A 12,864-nucleotide genomic window follows, 5' to 3' on the forward strand; every position below is an offset into this window, starting at 1 on the left:
GATCCATCAACGCATTTTCAGGATGATGACCTGATCGCTCATGGGATCGGTGTTGCCACGTAGTTTGGCGACTTGCGCGGCAGTAACCGGCGGCGCCTGGTTGCCCCAACCGACGCGAACGAAGGTGAGCACGTCAGCAATGTCCTGGTCCGACAACTGCTGCCGGAATTGCGGCATGCGGTAGGCGTCAGGCGTAGCTTGGGCGGCGAGCGGGATCGAGCCGTTCAACACCAAATTGATGAGTGAAGACGGATCCTCGTCAAGCACCACCGGGTTGCCGGCAAGGGCAGACATATACGGCGTGAAACCCTTGCCATCAAACCCGTGACAGCTTGCGCAGGTACCGGCGTAAATGACGCCGCCCGCTTGCGTTGCAGGCCTGTTGAGCAGTGTCGCGGTTGTCGTGTTGTCATAGGCAACTGCCTGCTGCAGGGACGTCGCCGGCAACGATTTCAGGTAGATCGCGATGGCGTCGATATCGCCGTCCGACAAGTACGACGTGGAATTGTTGACGACCTCGGTCATCGACCCGAATGCAGTACCGACACGGTTGTGACCATGCTTGAGAAACGCCGCGATGTCCTCCTTCGACCAGGTGCCGAGACCGGTCCTCATGTCGCCGCGCAGGCTCGGCGCGTACCAGGCGTCCAGTTCCGCTCCGGCGAGATAGCGCGGACCGCTGTCGTCCAGCGCTTTCTCCTGAATACCGATGCCGCGTGGCGTGTGACAGGCACCGCAATGGCCGGGGCCTTGGACCAGATAGGCGCCACGGTTCCACGCGTCATCATGGTCCGCCTTGGCGACGTAGCTGCCATTTGGGGCGAAGACGAAATTCCAGAAGGTGAGCGGCCAGCGGAAGCTGAGCAGCGCCGGGATCTCATTCTTCAGATTCGGCTGATGGACAGGGGGCACCTGCTTCATGAAGAAGCGGTAGAGCCCCACCACGTCGGCGTCGGAAAGCTTGGCGTAAGAGGGATAAGGCATCGCCGGATAGAGGCGGCGGCCGTCCTTGGCAATGCCTTGCCGGACGGCACGATCGAAATCAGCCACGCTATAACTGCCGATCCCCGTCTCGGGGTCCGGTGTGATGTTCGTCGAATATATGGCGCCGAGCGGCGTGCCCATTTTGAGGCCGCCGGCGAACGCCTTGCCGCCGGGGATCGAGTGGCAAGCGACGCAATCCGAGGCTCGCGCCAGATATTCGTCGCCACTTAGCGACGGACCGACATCTCCCGCGGCCTGCAGCGGGAACTCATGAATTTGCGCCAGCACGAAATAGGCGAATATCGCCACGGCGCACAGCAAGATCAGCCCGCCCAAAAAGGCCTTCCTCAAAACAGACTTCACGTCTCTGGATCCTCGAGCAAAAGCCGCCCCCACCAACGGGCGCCAAGCAGTCGTTGACATAGATCGTCGGCTCACCGGCCTACGCCGTTTCCCTGAGATCGGTGTCCATGATCGGCAGCGCGCGAATGCGCTTGCCCGTCGCCGCGAAGATCGCATTTGCCACCGCTGCGATGACCGGCGGAACGGCAGGCTCACCCGCGCCGCCCCATATGTCCCCGCCGCTCGGCACCAGATGCACGTCGATCTTCGGCGCTTCCGCAAGCCGCACCATGCGATAGGTGTCGAAGTTCCCCTGCACCGCGGCGCCGTTCCTGATCGTGATCTTACCGTACAGAGCGGCAGTCAATCCAAAGATCACCGAGCCCTCGGCCTGCTCTACGATGGTCTGCGGATTGACCATGTGACGGGTATCGAGCGCGACAGTGACCCGATCGACCTTCAGATGACCGTCCGGGTTCACCGTAACTTCGGCGACCTGCGCGCAAATACTGTCCACAAAGTTGCAAATGGCGATGCCGCGCCCGCTGCCTTTTGGCAGCGGTTTGCCCCAATTGCCTTCCTTGGCTGCGGTATCCAGCACCCTGAGCCAGTCCGGCTTGCCTTCGAGGAGCTTGCGCCGCATCTGATAGGGATCGATGCCGCTCGCCGACGCGATCTCATCGAGGAAACCCTCGATGGCGAAGACATTCTGGTTGCCGCCGGGCGCGCGATAGAACCACACCGCCAGGTGGGTATCCCTGAGAAGCGCTTCCACGCGCGTGTTCGGGACGTTGTAGCCGTTGCTTGCCAGGCAATCGACGGCCATCGGCTCTGCTTGATCGGCTGGAAACGGAACGCCGTACCATTTGAAGATCGACGAGGTTACCACCCGCATCGACCACGCGACCGGCATTCCATCGGACCCCGTTGCAGCTTTGAAGCCGACCACCGCATGCGGGCGGAACCTGTCCTGTCGCGTGTCCTCTTCGCGCGTCCAGATCAGCTTGACGGGACGCTTGACGGCCTTCGCGATGGCGATGGCTTGCGCAATCTCGTCGCTGGCATCGCGACGGCCGAAGCCTCCTCCGAGGAACGCATTGTGAATGTGGACTTGCTCCGGCTTCAAGCCGGAGGCACGCGCGGCCGCGCCGAGCGCCGCCTCCGCATCCTGCGTTCCGACCCAGACATCGAGCCGGTCGGGCTGCAAATCCACGGTCGCGTTCATCGGCTCCATCGGCGAGTGCGCCAGATAAGGCGTCTCATAGATGGCCTCGAACGTCTTGGCCGCGCCCGCCATCGCCTTGTCGACATCGCCGTCGTTGCGCGCGCTCACCATGGGTTCGCTCAACGCGGCGCGGAATTCGGTCGAAAGCCCTTCGCTGTCGACGCTTCCGCCGACCCCGACATCCCATTCGGGCTGCAGGCGGGACAGGGCGCGTTTGGCGCGCCAGAAGGTTCCCGTCGCGACGACGGCAACGGCATTTTCAAGTTTGACCACGCCAACGACGCCGGGCACACCTGACAGCACGGACTCATCGACATCCCTAAGCTTGCCTCCACGTACCGGACAAGCGTTGATGGCGGCGAATACCATGCCTGGGACCTGCGCGTCGATGCCGAACATGGCCGATCCGTTGGTCTTGTGCACCAGGTCGACGCGCGGCATCGGCCGGGGGAGAAAAGTGAACTGATCCGGCGCCTTGATCGCCGGCTCCTTTGCCAGCACGACCTTTGCGGCGTCGGCGGCGAGCTCGCCGTAACGCAGCGTGCGACCCGAAGGTCGATGGGTGATCGCGCTCTGCGCCGCAGTGCATTCTGAAGCCGAAACGTTCCAGCGCGCGGCGGCCGCGGCAATGATGCGCTCCCGCGCGCTGGCGCCGACCTGCTGCACCATCTTTTGCGACTCGCGAACGGAGAAACTGCCGTGCGAGTACATGTTGCCGTAGATTCTGTTCTCCCGAATGCTGCGGTTCGACGAGGCATACTCGATCCGCACCCGCGACCAGTCGCATTGCAGCTCTTCGGTAATCAGCATCGGCAGCGCCGTCATGCTGCCCTGCCCCATCTCCGACCGCTGGTAGCGGATCAGAATCGAATCATCCGGGTCGATGGCGATCCAGGCGTCGATTTCATGCGGCGCGTAGTCATTGTCGGTCCAGGGCTGGTTCGCGATGGTTGCGGCGCGGGCGTTGCTCGGAGCGGCGCCGATGCCCAGCATCAAACCGCCCGCGGCGGACGCGGCCAGGAAAATGAAATCGCGGCGGCTGACGGGTGAGGCGAAACGGGTCTTGGCCATCCTCCTCAGGCCTTCGCCATGTCGGCGGCGCGATGAATGGCGCGGCGCAGTCGTTCGTAGGTGCCGCAACGACAGATATTGGAGATATTCGCGTCGATGTCGGCATCCGTCGGCGCGGCGAAATTCTTCAAGAACGCAACCACGGCCATGATCTGCCCGGACTGGCAGTAGCCGCATTGCGGAACGCCTTCTTCAATCCATGCGCGTTGCACCGGATGGTTGTTGTCCGCGGAGAGGCCTTCGATGGTAACGACCTTCGCGCCGTCGAGAGCGCCGACTGGCACCGAGCAGGAGCGCATGGCAGCACCGTTGATATGCACCGTGCAAGCGCCGCATTGCGCGATGCCGCAGCCGAATTTTGTACCGGTCAGACCGATCACATCGCGCAACACCCACAGAAGCGGGGTATCCGGTTCGATGTCGATTAGCCGCGACGTTCCATTGATGTCGATCGTGATCAAATGTGGTTCTCCCGCCCCTGAAGAAACAGCTTCACCCCTCGGCCGGGATCGTCGGGACAGGCGATGGAACCATGCGACCGGCTTGCAGTCTTTCCCATCCTTGCTAATGTTTTTACCGGCCTTGCCTCGGCAGCCTGAGGACAACGGCCATGTTCATGGCCTCGAACATCGTCCCCTGGTTGGACCCGCCATCGCCGGTGAAGGCAACGGCGACACGGTCGGTTCCGAGCGTCTTGGCAGTCAGCGCGGCGCCGACCGCCAAGGGCGGGCTGCCGCCGACAATGGCATTGGCGCCGAGCATGCCGCGCTCGATGTCGGCGATGTGCATCGAGCCACCCTTGCCGCCGCAAAGGCCGCCCGCCTTGCCGAAGATCTCCATCATCATGCCGTCGATATCGCACCCCTTGGCGATGCAATGACCGTGGCCGCGATGAGTCGAGCCGATGTAGTCACGGTCATCGAGATGCATGCAGACACCGACAGCACAGGCTTCCTGACCGCTGTAGAGGTGAACGAAGCCCGGTATCTCGCCATTGGAGAAAGCGCGGTTCACAGCATCCTCGAAAGCGCGGATCGTCCGCATCTGGCGATAAGCGGTGCGCAATGTCTGCCGGCTCATCTGCATGAGTGGGTCCTCGGCCATGCACGGATCGCGTTGGAAATGGCGACGGGTGCAGCTGTAGCGAACGCAACCTCGCCTGCCGCGCGCCCTGAAATCAGCGCAACTCTGTCGTCGAGCCGGACCATTCGCCTCTCCCAATGCTTCAATGCGATTGGTGCAGGTTGGCGTCGGGGCAGGCTCTTGTCAACAAAAAGTTGGCTCATAAGCCAATTTTTTGGCAGCATGCCAATTTATGGGCTCAAGGCATAATCTGCCTTGACTGTCGCCCCGGCCGCGTGCTGTCAGTGGCCTGAAGAGCGCGCCATCTCAATGAAATCGGGAGGGGGCTCTATCTCTTTGTTTGAGCATGATCTTTTCCGAAAACAGGACTCCCCCTTTTCGGGATCATGCTCCAGAGGACTGGATGAAAACACGAATTCGCGACATACGCCGCAAGGACATGCAGCAGGTGGCGTTCGACGTCCTTGCCGAGGAAGGTTTCCATGGCGTGACGCTGGCCAAGGTAGCCGATCGCCTCGGCATGTCGCGCGGCCTGGTCCACCATTACTTCACCAGCAAGGACGAATTGCTGGAAGCCGCCGTACGCTTCGGGAATCGGCTGATCTCGGAACAGATCGCAGCTAGCCTGCGCCGCTGCAAGACACCGCACGAACGTCTAACCACGATCTGCAATGGCAATTTCGACGAGCGGATGTACATCGCCAGCCGGGCTCAATATTGGATTTCCTACTGCGCTCAAGCAACCTTCTCCGCACGTTTCGCAAGATTGCTCAATGTCCAGAACGCGCGCATGCGCAGCAATCTGCTGCACGAACTGCGCCAGCTCCTGCCCAAGGTGGAGGCTGAGCGCGCGGCGGAAATGATCGCCATGTTGATGGATGGCATCTGGGTTCGCATGGCTGCGACCAAGACCGAACCGTCGCGAGAAGCAGCTCTGGCCATGTTGACCAGCCTGGTCGACAGCCTGTTGGGTTCAAGCAGCCCGCCGACACTCGGTCGTCCGCGCGTATCCAAACGCCATTGAAACCTGTTCTCGCCTGGGTCGCTAGTCCAGTAGGTTACCAGCTTTTGAAACGGTCGCCCGCATGATGCGATCCGAGATCATCGCGACGATTGCAATCGACAAGCCTGCGACCAAACCAAGACCCGCATCGGCTTTGCTCAGTCCAATATAGACCTGCTGCCCAAGATCTTCGTGCCGACCAGAGCGGCCACAGGCAACATCGACAATGCCGCCATGATGGTTTGATTGACGCCAAGCACGATTTCCGGCTTTGCGACTGGAAATTCAACATGGATCAGGCGCTGCCAGGCAGTACAGCCAATCTGGCGCGACGTCTCGACAAGATCGGCCGGCACGCTTCTTATCCCATATTCGACGTAGCGAATTGGCGGCACGATTGCATAGAGTGCTATCGCAATCAGGCCCGTGAGTTCACCCACCTGGAAGAACATCAATGCGGGGATGAGGAAGATGAATTGCGGCATGGTTTGCAGCGTATCGCAGCATGGCCGCAGGAGAGCCGAAAACCGGTCGCTCTTTGCCGCCGCTATGCCAATCAGTCCTCCTGAAAAAGTGCAGATCAGGACCGCCAGGACGCAGAGATAGAGGGATTGTCCTAGTGGCTCGTAGAGGCCTGCCGTAACGACGAAGGACGTCCCGACCACGACCGGAACCGCCAACCTGCCGCCGCCGACCGACCAGGCAAGCCCTGCTGTCACCGCGATGAATGCTGGCCAAGGGAACCCGTTGAAGCCAAAGAGCAGCAATGCGGCTCCTAGCAGCACCACAATGCCAGCGCCCCACCGGCCCTTGACCATCAGCCAAGCCGCCAGCACCAGCGTCGTCGCGGCATAGAGGGCGCTTGCCTGCGGTGTCCAGGCGAAGCCCCAGGTGAAGGGCGTCACCGCAGCAGCCAATCCGATCCGAAGCGGCAGCATGAAATGATAGAGGACAAACACCTTGAAGCTGTCGAGTGGCGCCGAAAAGGCACGGACCAGATCGAGCACCAGCGTGTTCAAGGCATTGGGATCGATCACGCCCTGCAGTGCATCGATCCGCGCCATGCTTGCCGGCGCAAGATGCAACAAAACGCCGCCGAGAAGCGGGACTGCCAGGACGGCCGCCACGCGGACGGCATCATGTCGCGTTTGGTGGCCCGAGCCGTGGCCTGGTTGCGCGAAGCCGCGGGTGATGCGATCGACCACCATCGCCAGCACCGCGATGACCAGGCCGGATAACAGGCTGTGGCCGAAATCGGCTTTGCGCATCGCATTGAGCACTTCCCAGCCGACGTCGTTGAAGCCGCCGATGATCGCCGCCATGATCACCATGCTGAAGCTCGCCATGGTCGTCTGGTTGACGCCGGTCAGAATTTGCGGTCGGGCGGTCGGCAGTACGACATGCCGGAAACGTTGCCATCGCGTACAACCGGCCATGCCACCCACTTCCAGCAGAGAGACCGGTACACGCGCGAGGCCGAGCATGGTGCAATGGACCATGGGCGGGATCGCGTAAGCCACACAGGCAACCAGGCCCGCGATCGGTCCGAAGCCGAACAACAACAAAAGCGGGATGAGAAAGGCAAAGGCCGGCACCGTCTGCAACAGATCGAGCGCCACCAGCGTCACCCTTCGCACAGGGTGCGACGTGTGAGCAGCGACCCCGAGCAGGAAGCCGATAGCGACGGCAAGCGGCACGGCGAGGATTACCATGGACAAGGTGTTCATGCCTTGCTGCCAGTAACCGGCGAGCACGATGTAACCGAGAGCGGCTAGGGTAAAGAGCGCCAGCCGCCAGCTTTGCGCCCACCAACCGAGCAATGCGAAGAAAACAATTGAGGCCGGCCACGGCATCCAGCGCAAGACAAAACCGCAAGCATCGAGGGCGGCGGCCAGGATCGATGATATCACCGCGCAGGCCGGGGTCAGCAGCGGCACGAGCCAGTCGAAGATGCCGCTCACAGCCGGCGCAATCGGCAGGATCCAGGCCTTGGGGTAAGTCAGAAGCCAGGGCCACGCTGTTCGCTGGGCGAGGCAAAGCGCGACGAAAATCAGAATGCCGAGCCAGACCGTCTGCCGCCGAAGCCACACAGGCGGATTGTCGACCCGCACAGGCAAAGCAGCCAGAATGCTCACCGAGTCACCCTTCGCGCCGTGTCATTGGCCAGCACCTTCCCAATGATCTCGGAGGTCAGCAGGCCAACCGGTCCCTCCCCTTCGCGGGTGATGACAAATGTCTGTGTGCCTGCAAGGCTGTGTGGCAACAGCATTTCGATCGGGGTCGCTGCATCGATTTCGTGAGCCCGACTTGCGTCCCAGTTGCCCGGAAGCTTGGCCATGACGGAGCCTGCGGTCACCACCTTGGCCAGCGATACATCCTCGGTGAAGCTCGCAACGTAGGCGTCGACTGGCGTGAGCAGAATGTCAGCAGGCGTCCCGATCTGGATAATCCGCCCTTCGCGCATGATCGCGATCCGATCCGCCAGTCGGAAGGCCTCTTGAATATCGTGCGTGATGAAGACAATCGTTTTCTGCAGCAGTTGCTGCAGCCGCAGGAATTCGTCCTGCATCTGGCGTCGGATCAGCGGATCGAGCGCCGAGAACGGTTCATCGAGGAACCATAACTCTGGGTCGACAGCCAGCGATCGAGCGATGCCGACACGCTGTTGTTGGCCTCCGGAAAGCTCGAGGGGCATGCTGTTTTCTCGGCCGCGCAACCCTACCAGCTCGATCATATCGCGAGCCTTTGCAGTGCGATCGGCCGGCGGCATACCCTGCATCCGCAGCGGAAACGCGACATTGTCGAGGACATCCAGGTGCGGCAACAGCCCGAAGTTCTGGAACACCATCCCCATGACCTTGCGCCGTACTTCAACCATCCGGCGCTCGCTCGCGGCCAGCAGGTTCTCGTCGCCAAGCCAGACTTCGCCGCTCGTCGGCTCGACAAGACGCGACAGACATCGCACCAGCGTTGATTTGCCTGATCCGGAGAGGCCCATGACAACAAAGATCTCGCCTTGCCGGACATCAAAGCTGACATCCGCCAAGGCGAGAAAATGGCCAGTCTCTTCCAGCTGACGCTTCAACGTCAGTGGCGGTTCCGAAGCTGCCAGCGCCGTGGCCAGCGCCTTGGCGGGCCGCTGTCCATAGATCTTCCAGATATTTCGGCATCGAAGCTTGGCGACCGCCTCAGCTGTCGACTCAAGCGAGAGTCCGGTCCCATCTACAGGGCTCATCATGAACCAACTTTCTCTACGGCCGCCAGCAAAGTGACGATGTATTGAGCCGAGAACGGAGGGGCAGTAACGCGGCCATGGACGATCAATTCTGTGCGGCCTTGAACCAGCCCTGCCAATCGCTCTGGTGCTGATCCATCCACTCGTCGACAGCGACGTCCAGGCTCTTGCCTTGCTTGTCGACGGCGTAGATCATTTTCTGCTGGTCATCAGCATGGACCTGGAGCGATTTCATCAGGGCATAACCAGCCGGCCATTTTTCCGCGAAACCCGACCAGACGACCTTGATCACGGGTGGGGCAACGATGCACTCCGCCAGGTTGTGTTCATCGCAAGGCGGCATCTTCAGCCACTCGACCGGCACTTCGGCCAGAACCCAATGCGGTGCCCAGAAGCGCATCAGCAATGGCTTGTGGGCCGCAGTGGCAGCCTGCAGTTCGGCGATGAGAGACCCTTCCGATCCGGCCGGCACGGTGGTGAAGGGAATATCGGCATTCTTGAGTTCCGGACCGCTCGCCGATCCCCAGTCGGCCGGATAGTCCAACAGCCGGCCGTTCGGGAAGGTTTCCGGCGTTGCCAGGGCTTGGACGCATGACGGGTTCTTCAAGGCTGTCCAGTCGGGAAGCCCTGGGCAAACGGCTTTGGTGTCTGATGTATAGATCCAGCCATCCCGGGTCTGCAGGCCGAGTTCGCCGATCTCCTCCAGCTTCCCTTCAGCTTTCGCCTTCGGATAGACGTCGCCGAGATTGCTGGGCCAGACTTCCGGAGAGAGAGACAGGCTGCCGCTGGCAATGCCGGTGAATTGCGGCAACGTTCCGGCCGTTACGTATTCGACCTTGTAACCGAGTTTTTCCAGCAGCTTGCCGGCAATATGCGCGGTCAGATTCTGGCCGGTCCATTCGTTGATCGCGATTTTGATGGCGGTGGTCGTATCCCCGAGTGGTTTGGCCATCGCGCCCGATGCCACCGTAACACCGAAGGCAACCGGGATGGCCCATAAGGCAACTCTGATCTTGGTAAGCATGAAGTGCATCCTCCCATATTTGTTGTCTTGTCTGACCCGTAACCCCGGATCGCGCTTCCCGGTCGGTCAGGACACGAGCCGCGCTGGAATGCTGGCAGGAGCGACTATGCCGGCCAGCATCCCGCCATCGACCGGCAGTTCAGCGCCAGTGATGAAACGAGCTGCATCCGATGCGAGAAAGAGGATGGCCTCGGCGATATCGGATGGCACCGGCAGCTTGCGCATCGGAACGACGCTGCTCAGTCTGGCGACTTCCATCTCGCGTCCGCCAAAGGCGTCGGCAAACCGTTCCAGCATTTCGGAATCGACATAAGTGGGATGAACGGAATTGCATCGAACGGGCAGCGCATTGGCCGCGCAGTAGAGCGCAACACCTTTGGTCAACAGCCGAACAGCGCCTTTGCTGGCGGCATAGGCAACGGCATCGTCCGCGGCGATGTTGCCGTAGATCGACGAGATGTTGACGATCGCGCCGGTATTGCCCGTTGCCTTGATCGCCTTTACCGCGGCCCGACAACCCAGGAAGGTGCCGGTGGCGTTGATATCCATCGTCTGCTGCCAGTCGGCCAGCGAGCAGTCGATGAAATCGCCACCCGTCCATATGCCGGCCGAGTTGACCAGGATGTCGATCCGGCCGGCGTGCGCGAGCACGATTTCGAATGCTGCCGACCATGAGTGCTCCTGCGTAACGTTGAGCGCGACAAACTGCGCCTGCGGGCCGATCTCAGCGGCAGCAGCCGCACCTCTCTCGCAATCGATGTCACCCAGAAAGACCTCGGCGCCTTCGCGTGCAAAAAGGCGCGCGGTTTCACGGCCGATCCCCGAAGCTGCCCCCGAGATAAGAGTTACCTTGCCCGATAGCCGTCCGGTCACGAAGTGCTCCTTGAAACTGGTCGAGGTCCAAGCGTATTCAGGCCTCCAGGCGCCAACAATGGTGCCAACGGTCACCATCCTCGCTCAGGAAACATGTCGGCCCCGCCGGTCGCCGTCTGATCAAACCTGGGTGGGAGCAAGCGATGTCAGGGGAGTTCGTCGCCCACGAAATTTCGCGCTGCTCAACTCCAACTGGCTTGAGCAAGCGCGGCAGTGAAGACGTCCAACTAGCGTGGTTGCGCGCTGGCAGCACCAACCCGGGACAGATGGTCGCTCCATTCTATGTGCGGGATACGATGGTCCAGATAGTCGACCATTTGCATCAACGCTTCAGACGCGGTCAGCTGGCCTGGATGCAGTCCCAGCCTGAGCCACAGCCCGTCGATAAGTGTCGTTATGCCAAGCGCGACGGTTTCGCATTCGTCTGGCGTAACAAGCGCCGACAGCGCGGTCATCAGGTTCGAATGCATTCGGGCGTGAACGACCCGTTGGATACGTGCGAGCTGGGGTTCGCGCGGGATTTCGGCGCAAAGCGCAAGCCAGGCGCGACAAATCCCCGGCGTGAAAAACGCCGTGCTGAAATTGCCTTCGATGATCGCCCATAGTCGCTGATCCGGGCTACGAGCAAGGCGCATCAAGCGGATCACCTCATCGCGCAGCAAGGCATTGGAATGCCGCATCGCTTGCTCGAACAGTTCCTGCTTGGTTTTGAAATAGTGGTGGACGATGCCCTTGGACGCACCCGCCCTCTGCGCAACCTTTTCGATGGTTGCTCCGCTCATCCCCTCCGCCTGGAGGACCTCATAGGCCGCATGGCGCAGTTCTCGGCGTCGAATGTCGCTTATTCTGGTCAGGCTCATACGCTGACATTGACATAATTGGCTAATAGGATCAAGAATTGGCCAGACGACCAACTTTTAAGCCAGTCAGCCAAGGAGGTGAGACATGAACGTTCTTTCTCCGGTCCGTGCCGATGTTCGAGACAATGCCGTGTCGTTGAGCGCCTTCGACAATCCACGCGGCATGGCCGGAACGGGATTTTGGGACGCCATGGAGCGTGCAAGCGCTGCCATAGGCGGGAGACTTTCTATGACCGGCTGCTTGAGGTGCTGACTTCATTGGTCGAAGCCGATCTCCTGTCATTGGTCCGCTATTCCAGTTTTGGCGCGCCGGACCTTGTCATTCCGCGCCAGATCAGGACCGAGGTTGCAGCGCCTTATGACTCTGGTCTCTACGCGTTCGACCCTTTCCATCATTACTGGCGCACTGTCGCGGAGCCCGCCGTCAAATCCTTGCGGGGACTTGCGCCGGCGGAACTGTGGAAGAGCCGCTACGCCCTGGAGTTCCTGCGCGCCGCGCACATCAGCGATGAAATCGCGGTTTTTTGCCGCCGATCGGCGGCGCCAGTCCGACGCTTATCCTGGATCGGGCCGTGGGCGAATTCAGCGTCGTTGAGATCGCGCTCATCGAGAGCGTTTTTCCGCTTTTGGCGGGGCTGCACAAAGCCCATCTCAAGGCGATTATAGGCCGTGGTCTGGTCGACCATTCGACCGAGAAACCGTTCCGACTGATCGACCGCAGCGGCAAGGAGCTCGCCGCCAATCGTGCCTGGAGGGCGCTGGCGGCTGATCCAAAAGGCGGCCTCGCCGAAGCGCTGGCAGACTTGGCCAGAGCCGGCAGGACGCAGACATCGCTTGCCGACGGCCGGCTCGTTATCAGATCCCCTCTGGCAGCCGACTTCGGTGTCGCTCCGGGCGGCCTGTGTGACCAGGTGGAAATATCCGCCGTGCACGCTCCGAGCAGGCAAGACGACGGCTGGCTTGCGTGCCTCACCCACAGAGAGAAGCAAATCGTGATGCTCACTCTGGAGGGGCATCCGATCGCCAGCATCGCCAGCCGCCTCGGCCTCAAGCGCGGCACCATCAAGAACCATCGCCTGCGCCTCTACCACAAGCTCGACATCACCACCGAGAGAGAACTCTTTCTCACCTACATGCAGCATTTGCGAGCTCAGCCAAGATGAG

At 61.2% G+C, this 12,864-nt stretch carries 11 protein-coding genes; 2 read left to right on the forward strand and 9 right to left on the reverse strand.

Annotated features, from left to right (window positions below):
* Positions 1–6: 6 nt before the first annotated feature.
* The 4 genes from AC0V7N_RS33430 to AC0V7N_RS33445 form a co-directional block, all read right to left on the reverse strand.
* Positions 7–1,380 (reverse strand): c-type cytochrome, encoded by a 1,374-nt coding sequence (locus AC0V7N_RS33430; protein WP_496627574.1) that lies wholly within the window; start codon positions 1,378–1,380, stop codon positions 7–9.
* A gap of 46 nt (positions 1,381–1,426) precedes the next feature.
* The gene (locus AC0V7N_RS33435; RefSeq protein ID WP_496627575.1) at positions 1,427–3,622 is read right to left on the reverse strand and encodes a molybdopterin cofactor-binding domain-containing protein; all 2,196 of its coding nucleotides are present in this window, start codon (positions 3,620–3,622) and stop codon (positions 1,427–1,429) included.
* Between the two features lie 5 nt (positions 3,623–3,627).
* Positions 3,628–4,083 (reverse strand): (2Fe-2S)-binding protein, encoded by a 456-nt coding sequence (locus tag AC0V7N_RS33440; RefSeq protein WP_475452474.1) that lies wholly within the window; start codon positions 4,081–4,083, stop codon positions 3,628–3,630.
* Positions 4,084–4,195: 112 nt separating this feature from the next.
* Positions 4,196–4,726, reverse strand: coding sequence for a thiamine pyrophosphate-dependent dehydrogenase E1 component subunit alpha (locus tag AC0V7N_RS33445; RefSeq protein WP_475452475.1), 531 nt, complete (start codon positions 4,724–4,726; stop codon positions 4,196–4,198).
* 325 nt (positions 4,727–5,051) lie between these two features.
* Between AC0V7N_RS33445 and betI (AC0V7N_RS33450) the strand changes: the two genes are divergently transcribed.
* Positions 5,052–5,729 (forward strand): transcriptional regulator BetI, encoded by a 678-nt coding sequence (gene betI / locus AC0V7N_RS33450; RefSeq protein ID WP_475452476.1) that lies wholly within the window; start codon positions 5,052–5,054, stop codon positions 5,727–5,729.
* Positions 5,730–5,866: 137 nt separating this feature from the next.
* Here betI (AC0V7N_RS33450) and AC0V7N_RS33455 read toward each other — a convergent pair whose 3' ends face one another.
* The 5 genes from AC0V7N_RS33455 to betI (AC0V7N_RS33475) all read right to left on the reverse strand — a co-directional run bounded on the left by AC0V7N_RS33455 (position 5,867) and on the right by betI (AC0V7N_RS33475) (position 11,700).
* Positions 5,867–7,843: an ABC transporter permease subunit gene (locus AC0V7N_RS33455; protein ID WP_496627576.1), complete on the reverse strand. Its 1,977-nt coding sequence runs from the start codon at positions 7,841–7,843 to the stop codon at positions 5,867–5,869.
* Positions 7,840–8,946 carry a quaternary amine ABC transporter ATP-binding protein gene (locus AC0V7N_RS33460; RefSeq protein ID WP_475452478.1) on the reverse strand — a complete coding sequence of 369 codons (1,107 nt, stop codon included), beginning with the start codon at positions 8,944–8,946 and terminating at the stop codon, positions 7,840–7,842. Before AC0V7N_RS33460 ends, AC0V7N_RS33455 begins: the two co-directional genes overlap by 4 nt.
* 82 nt (positions 8,947–9,028) lie before the next feature.
* Positions 9,029–9,967 carry an ABC transporter substrate-binding protein gene (locus AC0V7N_RS33465; RefSeq protein ID WP_475452479.1) on the reverse strand — a complete coding sequence of 313 codons (939 nt, stop codon included), beginning with the start codon at positions 9,965–9,967 and terminating at the stop codon, positions 9,029–9,031.
* Between the two features lie 66 nt (positions 9,968–10,033).
* Positions 10,034–10,840, reverse strand: coding sequence for an SDR family oxidoreductase (locus AC0V7N_RS33470; RefSeq protein ID WP_496627577.1), 807 nt, complete (start codon positions 10,838–10,840; stop codon positions 10,034–10,036).
* A gap of 227 nt (positions 10,841–11,067) precedes the next feature.
* A complete protein-coding gene (gene betI / locus AC0V7N_RS33475; protein ID WP_496627578.1) occupies positions 11,068–11,700 on the reverse strand; it encodes a choline-binding transcriptional repressor BetI in 633 nt (210 codons plus the stop codon).
* A gap of 524 nt (positions 11,701–12,224) precedes the next feature.
* Between betI (AC0V7N_RS33475) and AC0V7N_RS33480 the strand changes: the two genes are divergently transcribed.
* Positions 12,225–12,863 (forward strand): helix-turn-helix transcriptional regulator, encoded by a 639-nt coding sequence (locus tag AC0V7N_RS33480; RefSeq protein WP_475452481.1) that lies wholly within the window; start codon positions 12,225–12,227, stop codon positions 12,861–12,863.
* The last annotated feature ends 1 nt before the right edge of the window (position 12,864 follow it).

This window comes from Mesorhizobium kamtschaticum (assembly GCF_056174585.1).